The 18,603-nt window shown below is 49.3% G+C and carries 14 protein-coding genes; 13 read left to right on the top strand and 1 reads right to left on the bottom strand.

Going from position 1 to position 18,603, the window contains the following annotated elements; translation table 11 throughout:
• The first annotated feature begins 27 nt into the window (after positions 1–27).
• From GWR21_RS04365 to GWR21_RS04305, 13 genes are all read left to right on the top strand, one after another.
• Positions 28–483, top strand: a complete 456-nt coding sequence (locus tag GWR21_RS04365; RefSeq protein ID WP_162330564.1) for a phage tail protein — start codon at positions 28–30, stop codon at positions 481–483.
• A gap of 8 nt (positions 484–491) precedes the next feature.
• Positions 492–932 carry a phage tail protein gene (locus GWR21_RS04360; RefSeq protein WP_162330563.1) on the top strand — a complete coding sequence of 147 codons (441 nt, stop codon included), beginning with the start codon at positions 492–494 and terminating at the stop codon, positions 930–932.
• A gap of 9 nt (positions 933–941) precedes the next feature.
• Complete coding sequence (locus GWR21_RS04355; RefSeq protein ID WP_162330562.1) at positions 942–1,112, top strand: DUF5908 family protein; 171 nt, start codon at positions 942–944, stop codon at positions 1,110–1,112.
• A 3-nt stretch (positions 1,113–1,115) separates the two neighbouring features.
• A complete protein-coding gene (locus tag GWR21_RS04350; RefSeq protein WP_162330561.1) occupies positions 1,116–1,784 on the top strand; it encodes a CIS tube protein in 669 nt (222 codons plus the stop codon).
• Positions 1,784–3,601 (top strand): type VI secretion system tip protein VgrG, encoded by a 1,818-nt coding sequence (vgrG, locus tag GWR21_RS04345; RefSeq protein WP_162330560.1) that lies wholly within the window; start codon positions 1,784–1,786, stop codon positions 3,599–3,601. The genes GWR21_RS04350 and vgrG overlap by 1 nt, the downstream gene beginning before the upstream one ends.
• Before the next feature lie 12 nt (positions 3,602–3,613).
• Positions 3,614–3,916 carry a PAAR domain-containing protein gene (locus GWR21_RS04340; protein WP_162330559.1) on the top strand — a complete coding sequence of 101 codons (303 nt, stop codon included), beginning with the start codon at positions 3,614–3,616 and terminating at the stop codon, positions 3,914–3,916.
• Positions 3,917–3,927: 11 nt separating this feature from the next.
• Positions 3,928–4,356, top strand: a complete 429-nt coding sequence (locus tag GWR21_RS04335) for a GPW/gp25 family protein (protein ID WP_162330558.1) — start codon at positions 3,928–3,930, stop codon at positions 4,354–4,356.
• 12 nt (positions 4,357–4,368) lie between these two features.
• Positions 4,369–8,133, top strand: a complete 3,765-nt coding sequence (locus GWR21_RS04330) for a baseplate J/gp47 family protein (protein ID WP_162330557.1) — start codon at positions 4,369–4,371, stop codon at positions 8,131–8,133.
• A 6-nt stretch (positions 8,134–8,139) separates the two neighbouring features.
• Positions 8,140–8,925, top strand: a complete 786-nt coding sequence (locus GWR21_RS04325; protein WP_162330556.1) for an adhesin — start codon at positions 8,140–8,142, stop codon at positions 8,923–8,925.
• A gap of 147 nt (positions 8,926–9,072) precedes the next feature.
• Positions 9,073–11,835, top strand: a complete 2,763-nt coding sequence (locus GWR21_RS04320) for a hypothetical protein (RefSeq protein ID WP_162330555.1) — start codon at positions 9,073–9,075, stop codon at positions 11,833–11,835.
• Entirely contained in the window at positions 11,836–14,364 is a 2,529-nt protein-coding gene (locus GWR21_RS04315) for a contractile injection system tape measure protein (RefSeq protein WP_162330554.1), read from the top strand.
• Positions 14,349–15,701 (top strand): ATP-binding protein, encoded by a 1,353-nt coding sequence (locus GWR21_RS04310; RefSeq protein WP_162330553.1) that lies wholly within the window; start codon positions 14,349–14,351, stop codon positions 15,699–15,701. The genes GWR21_RS04315 and GWR21_RS04310 overlap by 16 nt, the downstream gene beginning before the upstream one ends.
• Positions 15,702–15,804: 103 nt before the next feature.
• Positions 15,805–17,412 carry a L,D-transpeptidase family protein gene (locus GWR21_RS04305; RefSeq protein ID WP_162330552.1) on the top strand — a complete coding sequence of 536 codons (1,608 nt, stop codon included), beginning with the start codon at positions 15,805–15,807 and terminating at the stop codon, positions 17,410–17,412.
• Positions 17,413–17,769: 357 nt separating this feature from the next.
• Here the strand turns inward: GWR21_RS04305 and GWR21_RS04300 are convergent, their stop codons facing one another.
• Positions 17,770–18,519: a murein L,D-transpeptidase catalytic domain family protein gene (locus tag GWR21_RS04300; protein WP_162330551.1), complete on the bottom strand. Its 750-nt coding sequence runs from the start codon at positions 18,517–18,519 to the stop codon at positions 17,770–17,772.
• Positions 18,520–18,603 lie beyond the last annotated feature (84 nt).

Genomic DNA, 18,603 nt, shown 5'->3' with positions numbered 1-18,603 from the left:
ATTGTTTACTCTTAAAAGCTTATAAAAATGGCAGATGACGGCTCTACCCAGGCCCAGTCCACGTGGCCTTTAGTGAAATTTTCCTTTAAGGTCATGTGGGACGGTGCAGAACTGATATTCCAGGAAGTAACCGGATTATCATCAGAAACACAGATCATTGAATACCGCGGCGGTAGCAGCCCGGTGTATTCTACTGTGAAAATGCCCGGTATACAGAAGTTCTCTAACGTGACGCTGAAGAAGGGGATCTTCAAAGGCGACAAGGCGCTGTGGGACAAATACAAGGGTATCACCATGAACACCTACAAACGTATCAATATCGTGATCAGCCTGCTCGATGAAAAGCAGGACATCGCTATGAGCTGGACGCTGAAGAACGCATTCCCGGCCAAGATCACAGTAACAGATATGAAGTCGGATGCTAACGAGATCGCCGTTGAGACGATGGAAGTAGCACACGAAGGTTTAACATTGACTGAATAGTATCTTATATGGATTCCGCATACCCACCGGTGGGGTTTTACTATAAAGTGAACTTCATCAATTATACAGGTAAGCAGGAAGGCAGTTTTCAGGATGTCAGTGGCATATCTGTCACCATCACACCGGAAGAGGTCAGGGAAGGGGGAGAAAACCAATTTGTTTATAAACTCCCTTCCCCTCCCAAATACAGTAACCTCGTATTGCGGAGGGGCATGCTGATCGGGTCGACGGTGACAGACTGGGTCACTACCAGTCTGTCCTCTTTCACCTTTACGCCGACCACCATCATTGTAATGCTGCTGGACCTGTCGGGTGAAGTACTCTATTCCTGGAAGTTTTACGATGCATATCCGGTCAAACTGGAGGTCTCCGGACTAAAAGCCAATTGGCCCGGGGAGATCGTCGTAGAGACGCTGGAACTGGCTTATAAATATTTTGAAAAAGTATAAAGCTACACGATGCCGCTTGAAATAAGAGAACTCGTCATCAAGGTGACCATTTCTTCCGATGCTGCCAGCACAACGACTGCGCTGCCTGATGAGAAGACGCTCAGGAGGCTGAAAGAAGGTATTATCAGGGAGTGTGTGGAGAAAGTGTTGCGTACTATGAAAACCGAGGCAGACCGATAGCTTATGGGAGAGATAAAGAAATTACTGATCACCGCCTATGGAGATGCTGCCTGCGTAAATCAGGAGCTGGGCTCCATTACGGCCATGATCAATCCTGCCAGCTATTCACTGAGCTACAAGGCGGAATATGGGCTTTCCGAGGAAAGCGCTGCCAGCGAACCCACCCAGATCTTCAAGGGCATGGGGCATTCCGATTTTAACCTCGACCTGCTGGTAGATGGTACGGGTATTATTACCATTCCAAACGCCGCAACCGTGGATGGTTATATCACACTGCTCACAAACCTGATCTTCTCCTACCAGGGAAATGTACACAGGCCCAACTTTCTGAAGATCACCTGGGGAAACCTGGTATACAGAGGCGTATGTACCAGTCTGACGACCAACTATAAACTCTTTAATGCGGACGGTACGGCGCTGCGCGCGGAAGTAAAACTGGTGATTGCCCAGTCGCTGGATTTCAAGACCAAAAAACAGAAATCGAAAAAGAGTTCGCCCGACCTGACACATATCAGGACCGTCAAAGCCGGTGATACATTGCCGATGATGGCCTACCGTATCTATGGGGACTCTTCTTACTATATGGAAGTGGCCAGACTCAATGGACTCAGTAGCATTCATGCGATCCGTCCGGGAGATGAGCTTTATTTCCCACCTCTAAAGAAAGCATAATGCCAGTAACAGGTCCTTTAAATATCAGCGATCCTACACTTAAATTCACGGTAAGTGTGAATGGCAGCGCCGTTCAGGAGAAAATAGCGGTCATCTCTGTCAATGTTGTACACGAAGTCAACAAGATCTCTTATGCGGAGATCCTGTTTGTGGAAGGTACGGGTGATATTGGCCAGGATGGTGACGCTGGAAGTTTCCCGGCCAGTGAATCCACCAGCCCGGATATGAAGCCGGGCGGTACGGTTAGTATTACCGCAGGGTATGGCGATGATACAGAAGTGTCCATCTTTTCCGGTGTCATCGTCAAACAGTCATTACGTACCGGCAATGCAGGCTTCGAAATGCTGCTCACCTGTAAGCATAATGCCGTGAAAATGACGATGGGGCAGAAGGAAGATCAGTTCTTCTCCGCGAAGGACAGTGACGTTATCCAGCAACTCGTCAGGGCCCACGGATTGTCCGTCACTGCAGATGCCACCACACCACAGATGGAAGTACTGTTTCAGCGCATGTCCACCGACTGGGATTTCGTGCTGGCGAGAGCAGCCTTTAACGGGCATCTTGTAACACTGGAAGACGACCAGATCGTTATTGGTCAACCTAAGTTTGATGAAGCAGCAGTGTTGTCTGTTGTATATGGGGAATCGATCATCTCTTTTGATGCAGAGATCAATGCAGAAAAACAGCCTACTTCCCTGGACGCCTATGCCTGGGACCCGCAGACGCTGGCACTGATCAATGCTTCAGCAGCAGAACCGTCGCTGAATGTGCAGGGAGATGTAAAGGTGAAAGACCTGCCGGCGAAACTGGGACAGCAGCAACTGAAACTGATCTCCAGTACGCCACTCGCACAGAGCGACCTGAAAGTCTGGGCAGATAGTACGCTCTTACGCATGCGTATGAATGCCATCCGTGGAAGGGTATCCTTTATCGGTAACGCCCTGCCCAGGCCTGGTAAAATACTCGAACTAAAAGGAGTAGGACCCCGCTTTAACGGCAACGCTTTTATCAGTCAGGTACGTCACCAGCTGGAAGACGGCAGGTGGACGACCTCCGTACAATTCGGCGTACCCGATAAACCCATCTTCGAAAAAGAGAACTTTTCCTATGCGCCTGCCAATGGGCAGATGCCAGCCGTTCACGGTCTGCAGCTGGCTACAGTGATGAAGATCTCAGAAGACCCGGGATCGCAATACCGTATACAGGTAAAGCCGGCGTCCAACGCCGCGGAACAGTCAGGCATATGGGCCAGACTGGCCAGTTTGTACGCAACTGGTAATGCCGGAGCAGTGTTCTATCCTGAGGTGGGCGACGAGGTCATACTCGGATTCCTGGAAAGTGATCCACGTTACCCTGTCGTACTGGGCTCACTCTTCAGCAAGGCTAAAGTGCCACCCGTGACACAGGCCGATGAGAAGAACAATACCAAGGCATTCTATAGTCGTAGTCTGCTGCAGATCAACTTCGACGACGACAAAAAGATCATTAAGATCACCACGCCGGGTAATAATATGATCACCCTGAGCGACGATGGTAAATCTATCGAAATAAAAGACCAGAACAGCAACTCCATTAAACTGGACGACAGTGGTATTGTGATGAACAGTCCGAAGGATATCACCCTGAAAGCAACCGGCAATATCAGTTTGCAGGCGACAGGTAAAGCCACCTTCAAAGCTACGCAGGATATGGAGCTGACTGGTATGAACATTAAACAGACCGCCCAGATCGGCTTTACTGCGAAAGGTACAGCCACGGCGGAGTTATCGGCCTCCGGACAAACCGTTGTCAAGGGAGGTATGGTAATGATCAACTAAAAACAGCTTATCATGGGAACACCCGCAGCAAGACTAACTGATATGCATACCTGCCCGATGCAGACGCCGGGTTTACCACCTATACCACATGTCGGCGGACCGGTAGCCGGCCCCGGCGTACCGACTGTGCTCATCGGCATGCTGCCGGCAGCCGTGGTGGGTGATATGTGTGTCTGCGTAGGGCCGCCCGACTCCATCGTTAAAGGTTCTGCCACTGTGATGATAGGGGGCAAGCCGGCCGCCCGTATGGGCGATACGACCGCACATGGCGGCTCGATTGTGATTGGTTGTCCAACAGTATTGATTGGCGGTTAAACGTGTTTATAATGGCAATAGATTCATTCCTCGGTACCGGCTGGTCATTCCCGCCGTCATTCGATAAAGCCGGCAGCAGTGCGCTCATGAGCCATGCTGTCGCTGACATAGAAGAGAGTATACGCATCATACTGGGCACGAGTCCAGGCGAACGGCTCATGCAACCTACCTTTGGTTGTAACCTGCGCCGGTTTGTATTTGAGTCGGCAGATACTGCGATGATCACGGAGATGAACGATCTGATTGCGCATGCCCTGCTGGACTTTGAACCCCGGATAGATTTCATGGGTGCGGAACTGCTCCTCCGCAAAGAGCTGGAAGGACTGGTACATATCCAGATCAATTATCGCATCATTGCCACCAACACCCGGCATAACATGGTCTATCCTTTTTATTTCCTGGAAGGGACTAACATTGATTCCCCCAACCTGTTGCCATAGCGTGTATACTCGATGAACAAACTATTCGACTATATGAGGGATGGTGTCAGCCAGTCTGAGCGAAAGCTGGACGCGCTGCTGCCTTCCTATGTGAAGATTGATGAACGCAGTCAGGAAGACCTGTTGCTATTCCTGTCTGAACTGGCCACACAATTTAACTATTATAATTTCCAACACGAGATAGAAGGCGACTGGAGCGAATTCCTGCAGGCGGATGTGCTGATCATGGTAACAGCCATCTCGCGGCTGGATTTCACCCGCTGGCAGGAACAGCATTCACGTATACAGACTGCCCTGGAATCGGTAGCAGGAGATGCCGGATTACATGCCTTGCTCGCAGCACTGTTTAACCTGATCTTCAACATCGCCAACCAGATCGCTTCACACCTGCATCAGCTGAGGAAGGCCGATCAGCAGGGCCTGACATGGACCTACACCGATCAGCTGATAGAGGGGATCACAGAAGACGTACTGCAGATGCTGCAGTATGAGGAACAGGCCATGCAGCTCTTCACACCGGTGACACATTTCCGTACCATTCAGGTGACGGACGAGCTGGCAGCTAACTTCCCTTCACTGGCTAAAAAGAGGGCGCACACACCACCTGTCTTCCTTGGCTATCAGTCGCTGAATGAGGTATATAATCGCCTGCGGAAGCAGTTCTATCAGATCACCAGCGCAGCACAGTTTTACCTGCGCAGGCGGCCGGATGAGCTGCAGCACCATCCGCATATCGGTTTGATGATGGCTTTTACGCGGTTGTACAGTCACCTGCAGGATAAACTGAACAGACTGACAGGGCAGCATCTTGACTACTACTACCGGCATGTGCTTGGACTACAACAGAAGCCCGCAGTGCCTGATCAGGTACACATCTTCATAGATGCTCAACCACAAAGTATGCCCTTCACGGTACCCCGGGGAACAGCGATGATGGTAGAAACAGGCAATGGCGCACCACCGGTGACATATAAGCTGAATAATGACCTGCGTGTGAGTCACGCACAGATAAAGACGCTGAAGTCAGTCTATGTGAACTCCTATAAACAGATCTCAGCGCAGGGAGCACACGTCAATGATATTATAGAATCGCAGGTATATGCGGCGACACATCCGGTACATTCGCCGGGTGACTATGCACCGGGTACGTTAACCGTCGATTCCTGGTCGATATTCGGAGAACCGCAGCATGAACTGGCCAGGGAGCAACGTACCATGCAGGAAGTAGATATGGGCGTACTGCTGGCATCTCCACTGCTGTATCTGACGGAAGGAAAGCGCACAATAGAACTGTCGCTGTTCTTTGAACCTGCTTCCTTTAAACAGCTGCTTGACTATATCAGTAACTTTTCCCAGGTAACAGGGAAGCGTGACACGCTGGTGATGAATGAACTGCTCTCGTCTGCATTTATCATCTCTTATACGACAGCGGAAGGATGGAATACATTGCCTAAGCATAGTATTCGCAGTAGTACGACTGCCGGAGGTACCAATGCATTTTATATCACGATCGTATATGATGTCAATGCGCCTGCGGCAGCTATTTATGATCCGGCGTTACATGGGGGCGCGTATCAGACGAACTATCCTTTATTGCGGCTGCTATTGAACAATAACAGTGCGCATCACCCGTATTCTTTCCTGCCGCTGTTATGGCTGGAGAGGATCAGTATCCGCGCGAAGGTAAAAGGTTACCGCTCTGTCAAACTATTTAATAATGCCGGACCACTCAGTCCGGCCAACCCTTTTCAGTTGTTTGGTCCGCAGCCGTCCACCGGTTCATTCCTCGATATGCGGGATAGCAATGTGTTTAATATCTATACCAGGACATTCCGTGTGAACCTGGAATGGCTGGAACTGCCGCATGTCGAGAATGGGTTCGATGAATACTATGCAGCATATGAAGCGGGCATGACGAATGAGTCATTTGTGGCAGGCATCAGTGCATTTGACGGCGGACAATTACAACCGGAACGCAATCAGCAGCAGCAGTTGCAGTTGTTCAGCACCTACCGGGATGAAGAAGGCAGGATCAGGTTGTCTGATAAGTCCACGCTGACGAACATCGATCTGAAAAAGATAAACTTTCATAACAGGCCGTTGCTGGATAAAGAACCTTTTATAGCGGATGGGTTTTATAATGACGGCGCAGTCAGGCTGGAACTGGCGGGGCCGAAGGACGCGTTTGGGCACCGGACCTACGTGCGGTTATTTCCCGAAATACTGACACATAATGCCGGCCGCTGGGTGAAAAAGAAGCCGATCCCGAATATGCCGTATACGCCACTGGTGAAGTCGATCTCGATCGATTATGTACTGGAACAGGCGGAGATCCTGAAGCCGGAGAAAGCTGAAGATCCGTCTCCTTCGTTACAGCTGTTTCACCTGTATCCATTCGGGCATAGGAAAGTTTATCCCTCTTCTGTGCAAGGTGACTTTTCGTTGTTGCCAACATTTGATGATAAAGCGAGCATGTATATTGGGCTGGACGGTATGCGGCCACAGGAGGAGATCTCTATCCTCTTTCAGCTGGAAGAAAAGCACCGGAATCATACCCGTATCACGAAGGCGCCGAAGTTACACTGGAGTTACCTGGCTAACGACCGCTGGGAACCATTTAATAAATCGCAAATGCTGGCAGATACCACCCAGTTGTTTATCAACAGTGGTATCATCACCCTGAAGATGCCGTCCGCGAATTCCTATGGTAACACCCGGCTGGATCAGCGTCTGCAATGGATCCGGCTGTCTTCCGTAGAGGAAATGGAATTCCGGCCAATGGTAAAAGGCATTTTTGTCAATGCAGGGATCGCCTGCCGGGAGCAGTCGGATACGATCGTCTCTACCACATTACCTGCGATGTCTATCAAAGCCTTCCAACAGGAAATGAAAGGTGTGCAGCGCGTGTGGCAACTGTTCCCTTCGTTCGGCGGCCGGCCGGCAGAGACAAAGGAAGAATACTATGTACGCGTCAGTGAACGGTTGCGGCATAAGAACCGCCCGCTGACCAGCATGGATATCATTCAGCTGATACTGGAGGCATTTCCGGAAATACTGATCGTGAAATGCGTCAGCAACATATCCTATGCAGACGTGCTGCTGGTGGCCGTACCTAAACCTGCGAACAACGGGCGGTATGAGAATATGGAACCGCATGTGGATATCGCTACCCTGTACCGGATCAACAAGTTCCTGAAAAAACTGCTGCCGCCTTTCATCAACGTGCATATACATCATCCGGTGTATGAAAAGGTGAAGATCGTATGTGACGTATGTTTTGTGGAAGACATCAGTAACATTGACACCAGTTACTACCTGAACCGGTTACAACAGGACATCAGTCAGTATCTCTCCCCCTGGCTGTTTGATACGACACCTGAGGTGACGATGGGAGGAGCGATGTATACAGCCGACATGCTTAGTTTCATCAAGAAGCTGCCTTATGTCTCTTATGTGACAGGGTTCTCTATGGTACACTTCTTTGAAGAGATGGACGAAGACGGTAACTATATTAACTGTATGCTGGATACGGCCGCCAGCAATGTAGAATACGTCAGGGCTTCATCCGCAGAAGCCGTACTGATACCTGCGCCACATCACTCGATTCAGGTGGTGCGCGAATGGGATTACCGTGAGCCGGCGCCTATTGGTATCAGTGGAGTCATTGCCGGCGAGGAAATGATCGTTGGGCAACATGAAAGAACGGAATACAAAGGCGATGATGACTCATATTATACAGACGGAGAAATTATTTCACTCACCATACACCCTAAATAACAGCTGATGGGGACGAAAAATAACACCAAGATATACGGCAGGGAGGAACTGAAAGAGCATTTCAGGAACGGGAAGCTGCCAACAGAACATCACTTCGCACACCTGATCGATTCCACGATCAATAAACAGGAGGACGGATTTTCGAAAGATGAGGAGAATGGTATGGTCGTCGCTGCACTGGGGACTTCTAAACGGCTGGTCTCCTTCTATCGTACCAACGATGACCTGGAACCTTTTTTCCTGATGGAGAAAGACGAGCGTGAGTATCCGGGGCTGCGGATGCAGCCGCATATTGATACAGCTGATGTTGCGAGGAATGACGACAAGAGTTTCTTCTTTCATATGAATGGAAATATGGGAGTAGGCACAAGATGTAATCCCTGTTATAAGCTGGAAGTCTCAGGGTTTGTGGCCATGGAAGGTCGCGTAGGGACTTACTTGATTGGGAAGGTACCAGCAGATGGCAACTGGTATCCCATCATCAGCGGATTGGATAACTGTCAGGCATTTGAAGTCATCGCACGTACAGGTAAACGTAATTCCGGTCGGTTTGCTATCCTGCACGCATTTGCTGTCAGCGCCTTTGGCAGGTCCTGCGGTAGCATCCGGAAAGCATCCTCTCACTATGGCTTCTTCTGGAACCGTCTGCGCCTGCGTTGGAAGGGCGGGAACCATCATTATGCATTGCAGCTGCGTACGAACAGTAACTACGGTCCGGATGTGGAGATATATTACAGGATCACCCGTTTATGGGATGATACGGCGTTTATGCCGAAAGAATACTATCACTAGTAAATCAGGAAGTGTGAATGATGTTAGCGATGCTTCCTGCTTCTGTTCCATAAGGAGTCTTCCAGGTAAAGCCTTATCTGTGGAAAGCTCCCTGACCTCTTTTCAAACAATTAATGCTCAATTCCTAATGCTTAATTCCTGATTCTCATGAAGGTTCCTTTACAGATCGCGCGTGATAAGAACAGAGACACCTCACTGGAGTTTTCTACCCTGCGGGCAGAAGCACTGAGCATTGTGCAGGAGCTCTCTGGTCATGTCTGGACGGACTACAACCTGCATGATCCCGGTGTGACACTGCTGGAGCAGCTTTGCTTTGCATTGACAGACCTGGCTTATAAAACCGACTTTCCCGTTAACGAAATCCTGGCAGATGAACATGGGCGCATCAGTGCCAGGCATAACGTGTTTTTCAGTAAGGCGGAGATCCTGAATGGCGGTGCGGTGACAGTGGCCGATTTTCGAAAGCTGTTGCTTGATCAGATAGAACATCTTGGGAATGTATGGATAGAACCCGTATTATCGAAATATACACCAGGCGTATCCAAAGGGATGTACAGGGTATATGTACAACCGGATGATATGCTTACGAAAGAGCTGGAGACGAACAGGGTGGCGGGAGAGAAACTGATAGCCACGGTCAGGAACTGCCTGATGCGTAACCGTAACCTGGGAGAGAACTTCGAAGAGATCACTATTCTCAAGGCGCAGCATATCTCTATCAAAGCCTCTGTCATTGTGGATGCCCAGCATCCCGTCAAGGAGACGCTGGCCTATATCTGTAATGCGATTGAAGAGGTGGTACATCCACCGGTGCGTTTTATCTCGGAAAGTGAACTGCTGGAAGCCGGTTACACCACCGAAGAGGTGTATCAGGGGCCGCTGCTCACCAGGGGCTTTATACCCGATGAAGACCTGCGGGAAAGAAAACAGCAGATCGATCCTTCAGAAATGGTCAAGGCCATCTCGCAGGTAGCGGGTGTGATCCAGGTAAAATACCTGCATGTATCGGCTGATGGGGTAAACTTCAGCAACCGCCCTGTCATCATACAACCCGGCTATTATCCCTATGTAGATATTACGGATGGCAGTAATGACATTGGCATCTATAGTGATCAGTTTGAACAGCATTCAAGAGATGCGGTGTTCTGGAACGTATTTCGCAAGATCAGGGAGATGCGGCAGCGGCACTATACCGCGCAGGAAAGAGGGCTTGCGGACCATTCCCTGGAAGCGGCATACCGCAATTCCAGCCAGTATTATTCTCTGCAACATTTCCTCCCCATGATATACGGAACAGGGGAGGAGGAGATCTCGCACCGGGAAACCCCGCAACGGCAGGCACAGGCGAAGCAGCTGAAGGCCTATCTATTGTTCTTCGAGCAGCTACTGGCGGACTATCTCGCCCAGCTGGGCAATCTGTCTAACCTGTTCTCACCGGATGTAAAGAATATTCCTGCAACGACCTACTTTTCGCAACCCCTGTACGATGTGCCGCATGTTAGTCAGCTGCTGAAAGCATTCACAGAAAGCGGACAAAGCTGGGAGGCGTTTAAGAAAGATAAAAGCAATGAATACATAACGACCTTACAACGGATCTCTGAAGGAGATGCTTTATACCAACAGCGCAAGATCCGCATTTTCGATCACCTGCTGGCACGTTTTAATATCGTGGCGCCCAGGTATCCGGTGAACCTGTATGATATGCTGTATCATCCTCCTGATGAGAAGGAACGTATCAATTGTGAGCTACACTGGAAAGCGGAGCTCCTGCAACAAATGCCTGTATTACTGAGGGGAAAGATCCAGTCTTTCAATTATTTACAGGACCCGCAGGCCACCGGCGCGTTCTCCGGGTACCAGCAATGGTTGTACCGGTTGCTGCATATCAAACGTGAGACTACACAGCCTTTAACAGCTGTATTCGACCAGGAGTATCTGGATATGCGGGTGACGGGCAACTGGCATCCGGTGCCTATAGCCAGGAACCTTCATATCAATGGAGAGCATATCTGGTTCAATGATGATATCACCGACGATGCCGCAGGTACGAAAAAGTTCTACTTCGGTCATCAACCGGTTTCCTTACTGAAGTATGGCACTGACACTACGCATTACCGGATCATTGAGGATGAAGCAAAGGGTCATTTCATTGTGCTGTACAAGGCCCCCGGCCAGCATACCTGGCATGCGGTGGCCAAACACTTTGACCGTCCGGCGGCCGTGGAAGCACTGCACCATATGATCAGACATCTGCAGGACATCAGTACCGCTTCCGAAGGGTTTTATATTGTGGAACATGCCCTGCTGAAGCCAACCCTGCGTATGCGTAGTTATGGTTTCCGGTTGTTGTCATACGGAAAAAGAGCATTGCTGGAACAACGTACCATGTGCTCCTTTGATGAACGGGAGCAGCTGTTGAAACAGCTGATGGAAACCGACTGGGCACAACTAGCCCCTGCGGATATGTACCAGCAGCTGATCAGGGACTATTATGTACACACGCAGCCGTCCACGTTAGACGCGGATATGGAGGAGCTGGCATATGCTATTGGTCTGATAGCCACAGGGCATTATGCGGCCTATCCAAGGCTGGAATGTTATGTAGATTCAGGTAATGGTCAGGCGCTGCCGGATACCTTCTATAAACCCTCCCTGACGATCGTGTTACCATCCTGGCCTGCCAGATTTCAGTATGCAGAATTCAGGAAGTTTACAGAAGACCTCATCCGGGAGCAGACACCGGTATATTTTAAAGTATCCTTCCGCTGGCTGGGAATTGCAGAGATGCGCCAGTTTGAAGGTATCTACTTTCCGTGGCTCAAGGCATTGCCTGATCTGTATCTGCAGAATATCATTCCGCCGCAACGTTTGAGCATGCTCGATTTCCTGTCAAAGCCGAAAAAGCCCTAGATGAGTGAGACGCCACATATGATCCGGCGATGGATGTTTGATATCCGGTATGCGGACAAGGACCGCGCAAAGGAGTTACAGGATAAATTCAGTGTGCTTTTTAATCATCATTTGTCTGCTGCCGCAGAAGAGGTTATTGATAAGGTATTACTGCCGGGAGAAAGCTGCTGGATACCCGAGCTGGAGCTGGACCTGGGCACTATACACTACAGCAATTTCGAGCAGGACCTGTTGCGTATCTTGCCGGAGGCACTGGAAAAGGCATTGTGTGACCGGATCGCTAAATCAGGACAAACACCGGATAGTAATAATGGTGTACTGCGTTTCAACACCACTGAACAACGGCATTACGCCCTGCTTTCCCATTACCTGCTGACGGGCAGTATGCCCTGGTGGGCGAGCGCGGAAGAAGGAAGTTCCCTGGAAGCGATCCTGCTAAAACTGATTGCAGCATCTCCTTCACAGTTTGCTGTCTTCATTGTAGATGTGGCCCGGCAGGAATATGTATTGAGGAGGATTGCCTGGCATTTCTCCAAACATGCCGTGCAGCAGATCATCACTTCCCTGGAAGAAGAGCAGGCGACTTTTATATTAGGCTATATAACAGGCGTCATTACCCTACACAACAAACAGGCGCTCGTCGCGCATGCACAGAATGAATTTGAAAGGGCGGTATGGCTGTTTGTACTGACCTACCTGGTCACAGACAACAGCGGACAGTTCAACCGTAAGCAGTTCATCCGCCGGCACCTGGAACGGCTGGCCCGCCACTTCAATGCGGACTATATCCATCTGCTGTACATTTTCCGTAAAGCTATAGACCTTTACCGGCAATACATCCCCTCTGATTCTTTCGTCACCTTCATCCAGGTATTGTATGAAGAAAATGCGGCTGCAGGCATCCATGCGGATAGTGGTTCGGCGTATGCCGTATTGCCTTATGACGGCAATGACCATGTCAATGTACCCAGGCTGTTACCGCTGAATGGCGTACCCCATACAGATATACCGCTTCCCCTGTTATGGATCAACTATGACACGATACCCGTCAGGGAAGACAGGGAAGAGGTGTGGCAGCAGGCAGTGACCCTGTTCCGGGCATTCATCACCGGACAGCCTTTACCGTCCTGGTTCAGCCGCCTGCAGCAACAACGGCAGGACGTGCTGATGAAGCAGGCGGTGATACTCCTGTTCAGGAAACGACCGATGTTGCTGGCGGGTATGTGGGAGCAGCCATTGCCGGTCTTGCAGGCAAGACTGCATGTACATGAGCTGTTCGACAAACCGGTCACGCCGCTGGAAGAAAATATCAGGGAACAGTTACAGCGTTATGCCGAGCAGGATACCATTCAGTTCCTGCAACAATCATTGCCGCATACATTTATCCAGCACCGGAACAGTTTCCGGGAAATATGGCTCCAGTACCGGCAGCGCTCTCATACCGAAAGGCTCTCTTTCTACCGGCATGTGCTGGCGCCTGTTGCGGTATTGAACCAGGTAGCGGTACATACCTCGGAAGATGATTTCTGGATGATGATGCGTGATGCGCTGCCGCTGTTATGGGGAAACCATACTATTGCCGCATTACAGCAATGGCAGCAGCTACTGGAAGGGCTTGTCACTGATAACCTGGAACGGGAAAGAATAAAACTGTTGTTCCGTCAGTTCAACCTGCTCTGGTTGTCCGGCAGGATACAGATCAATAGCAGCGAGTCGTATATCAGTCAGCTGGCCCAGTATCTTCATAGCTTTGGAGAGACGACCGTAAAGAAACTTTTACAGGCTATCGTGCAGCAGGACATGGGTAGCGTGACTACCTTTATGCAGATACGCAATGCATTGCCCGCGTTACAACAGGCGACGGCTGCGTTAATGAAAGCGGATGCACTACCTCAGCAAAATACAGGGACCATGTCCGGAGAACAGATCACATCACAGCAGGAACAGCCATTCTTGCCACCTGCACAGCAACCGTATGAAAGCCTGTTTGCACGCCCGGTGAAGCCGGCAGCGTCTGAACAGGAAGCGGTGAGGATACAGAATGCAGGTCTGGTATTGCTGCATCCGTTCTTTAGTCACTATTTCTCAAGACTGAACATGCTGACCAAAGGCCAGTTCAATGATGAAAAGGCCAGGCAGCGTGCGATACGCCTGTTACAGCTGCTGGTAGATGGAGGGACGGGGCATGCTGAACATACCTTATTGCTCAACAGGGTATTATGTGATATGCCTTGGCAGGAGCCACTGGATCCTGATATTATTATTACTGAAGACGAAAAGGCACTCTCACAGGGACTGCTCAATGCCGCGATCCAGCAATGGCCCAAGATGCATAACAGTTCAATCGAAGGTTTCCGGGCGTCTTTCCTGCAAAGGGACGGGCTGTTATGGCAAACGGAAGAAGCGTGGATGCTGCGTGTTGAAAAGCGCAGTTATGACATTATTTTACAAACACTACCCTGGAGCTATGGCATGATGCGTTTTTCATGGCTCTCTAAACCAGTATATACAGAATGGATACTCACCTGATCGCTGCGAACGCGGCAGCATTGCAGGCAGCACTGCAATGGTTTGCGAAGGTATTACAGGTACGCATGCAGCGTTACTTTGAAGAGGCGGACGGTGCTCAGATGGACGAGCCGCCACCGCCTGCTACGGACGATAACTCTGTCTTTTCACAGATCATACGGCATTACAAAATGAGTGTGTCAGAAAGACTGTTGTTGCTGCTGGCTTTATGTCCGCATCTGCAACCGCAGTTGCTCGATATCTTCTATGTCAAGAACAGTACCTACGATCGTGGTTTTACTGAGTTCGGTGGTATTAAGGGAAATCAGCATGGAGGCTTCCTGCCTACCGGCGAAACAGCCGCATTCCTGCTGGCAGCGAATGATCTGTTACAACGTTTGCAGCTGTTGCAACTGTTCAGTCCCAATCACTTCTTCATCCGTGATAATATATTGAAGCTCGTCTCTCCACATACTGACGAGCCTATGTTAAGTGGTGCGTTGCAGATAACACCGGAATACCTGAGTTACTTCACCCATGGCATTCCTTACCAGCCGCATTATAGTGCGCAGTTTCCGGCGAAGCAGATCCGCACAGGGCTGGACTGGAAGGACCTGGTGCTGGACCCGCATACGCTGACAGAGGTGGAGGAGATCCGCACCTGGATAGAGCATGGTAATACATTGCTACGTGACTGGAAGATGGAGAGCAGGATCAAACCTGGTTACCGGGCTTTATTTTATGGTCCGCCGGGTACGGGTAAATCTTTCACGGCCTGTCTGCTGGGTAAAACATTTGGTCTGGACGTATACCGGATAGACCTTTCTATGATCGTGTCGAAATATATCGGAGAAACGGAGAAGAACCTGGCAGGTGTATTTGACCAGGCGGCTAACAAGAACTGGATACTTTTCTTTGATGAGGCAGATGCCCTGTTCGGGAAGCGGAGTGCCACCAATTCTTCCAATGACCGTTACGCAAACCAGGAAGTGGCTTACCTCCTGCAGCGTATAGAGGACTTTCCGGGCCTGGTCATACTGGCGACGAATCTGAAAGCGAATATTGATGAAGCTTTTGGCAGGCGGTTTCAGTCGATGATCTATTTTCCTGTTCCATCTCCGTCACAGCGGCAACGCCTCTGGCAACAGTCCTTCCCGCAGGACGCGGAACTGGATGCGGCTATCAGCCTGGAAGAGCTCGCGCGGAAACATGAACTGGCAGGAGGGTCCATCATTAACGTAGTACAGTACAGTTGCCTGGCAGCCCTGAAAAGGAATAGCCGGACTATCCTGCTGAAAGACATACACACCGGCATCCGCAAGGAATTCAGCAAGGAAGGAAAGACGTTGAATCTATAATCTGTTGCGTTTCTCTGTGAACTTTTTTCTACAAAAACACCTGGGGTCAGCTCTGTCTGCCTAAGGTAAATGCAGAGGCACGTCTTTTGCATCGGGGTTCATCATGAAGACGAATAATCTGCTGATTTTACTGACTTTGGTTATAGCGACCTTTACTTATAGTTGTGGGACAGAAACAAAAAAAGAGAAGGAAGAACGTGCTGTCACAGTTACACCCCGTAACACTGATGTGACTCCTGCGAATGCCTATAATAATTTCTTTCTCGACACCAGTGATGTCAATAAATTCATCACTGCGCAGCAGCTGAATGATACGATGGCTGCCAGGATGCGGAGTTTTTATAATGCACGTAACTTCCAGTATGCATGGTTCGACCGTAATGGATTAAATGAGCAGGCATATGGCTTCCGTAGTCTATACGATTATAGTAAAGATACCAGTGAAGGAAATAAATCACTCGAGTACCGGCTGAATGCGATGATGAATGGTGATATGGATTCAGCCGCTTCTCCGAAGGATGCTAACATTGTGAAAACGGAGCTGCAGCTGACACAGCGTTTCATAGATTATTACCTGCAGCAGGAAAATGAGAACATTGAAGCGTTGGAGCATGCGGTGCCTGTTACAAAAGGGGAGATACTGAAGCAGGCCGAGAAAGTGCTGGGCAGTAAGGAAGAGGGCATGGTAAGTAACAGCTACACTAATCTGAAAAAATCACTACAGCAATATGTGGATCTGGCGAAAAAAGGAGGATGGGATACTATTACTGTAGAGAAGAAAAAGCGATATAAAAAAGGTGATAGCACTGCACTTATCGTTTGGGCGAAACGAAGGCTGCAGGCTACCGGAGAACTGGCAGACAAAGACACGTCTTCACTTTTTAATGATGCGCTGGAAGCCGCTGTGAAGAGCTTCGAAGAAACACACGGACATACTCCAAAAGGTGTGCTGACAGATACGCTGCTTCGCGAAATGAATACGCCCGCGATCAAACTTGTACAGCGCATACTCATTAACCTGGAGAGAATGCACTGGGCACCTGCTAATCCTGCAGGAAGACTGATACTTGTCAACATACCGGAATTTGCATTGCATGTATGGAATGGTAGTAAGAAGGAATTTGATATGCCGGTAGTAGTTGGAAAGGAAGGTAAGAGCACCACGATGTTCTCAGGTAAGCTGGATCAGATCGTGTTCAGTCCTTACTGGAACCTGCCTAACAGCATTGTAAGAGAAGAGGTCTTACCTGCTATAGCCAGAAATAAGGATTACATCTCTCAGAAGAATATGGAGATCACGGGAGAGCGGAATGGACTGCCTATCGTGCGACAACTGCCGGGAAAAGACAATCCGCTGGGTAAAGTGAAATTCCTTTTCCCTAACAGCTTTGATATCTACTTCCACGATACCAATCAAAAATACCTTTTTGACAGGGACCAGCGGGCATTTAGTCATGGTTGCATTCGTCTGGGAGACCCTGTAAAAATGGCCAACTATCTGTTATCGGATAACAGCAGCTGGAATGCTGAGCGGATAGACAGCGCCATGAACAGTGGAAAGGAAAAGTATGTGAGAGTGAAAGATCCTGTGCCGGTGCTGATCACCTATTATACCGCCTGGGCAGATGAGGCAGGTAAAGTACAGTTCAGAGAAGATATCTATGACCATGACGCCTATATGGCAGGTAAGCTATTTACTGATGCTAAATAAATATAAATAATCACCATCCTCTCCAACATCTCCCTGGCCCTTTTCAGAGCCGCGTTGTCACCATGCAGAGGCGATAATGTTATGAGCGTGAGAATTGATCTAATTGAGCGCATTTTGTGTGTGTCTGAAGAGGGGCCAGGGGGAGTGGGGGGAATTAAGAATTGAAATACAGTGTAGATTGTGGGGGACAGGGAAGGTTAGTTATCACTAAAGATGTATAGCATGCTAATAAGTATACTACTGATCATATTACACAGATTAAGGTATAAGTATAAAAAAAACGAGGCGCCTCAATGAAGCGCCTCATTTTTTTTGATATGATGGCAAAAAAATTTAATTCCTGATCGCTAATTCCTGTTACACTACCGTTGTATCTGTCGGCAGCAGCATCTTTGAGTTAGCCATGTATGCCTTGTCCGGACTGTATAAAAACAGGCAGGTACCGTTCTTGATCACTTCAATGATCTGCCGGTGCACTTTCTCAGGAATAGCAGGGCAACCAAGGCTGCGGCCAATGTACCCCTGTAATTTGGCGATCTGTTCGCTTACATAATTAGCACTATGCATTACGATTCCACGACTCATCGCGTTGTCATTAATGCCCGCCTCTTCACCTTCCAGTCTCAGCGAATAACCGTGCTCTCCTCTATAGGTCTGTCCGGTTACATAGAAGCCCAGGCTGCTTTTGAAGCTTTCAGGCGCATTGGAGAAGTTAGTTGCGAGTGCAGTACCTGAATTCCTTCCGTGAGAGACGAGTGTGTTGAACAGTACTTCGCCTTTGCTCAGGTCGATCACGAACAGTCTTTTCTTACTGGACGGTAAACTGAAATCAGCGATGGTAAGCACATCAGGATTGGACAACTTTCCTTCCCTGCCAAGTTTTTCCATGCCTGCTAATGCATAGGCAAATGCTTCCTTTGACAATCCCAGGGAATCCAGTTTCAGCGTCGTATACATCGCAAGTCTTTCATCCAGCTTGTTCTCAGCAAGACGGACGATCCTTGTTTTGTTTCCTGCAGTTGGTGCAGCGACGGTAAAAAGAATTCCGGAAAATAAGCCGGCAATGAGTGTGAACTTAAATACTTTCTTAAACACAGGTTTCTTCATTAATGGAATGGGTTAGGTTTTTCTAAAATAAGCCGGGCTGATGGTAAGTCCGGCCGTGTTTCTGACATAATGATGCAAATTTAC

Source organism: Chitinophaga agri (assembly GCF_010093065.1).
GTDB classification, from domain to species: domain Bacteria; phylum Bacteroidota; class Bacteroidia; order Chitinophagales; family Chitinophagaceae; genus Chitinophaga; species Chitinophaga agri.
This window is presented reverse-complemented; position numbering and strand designations above follow the sequence as displayed.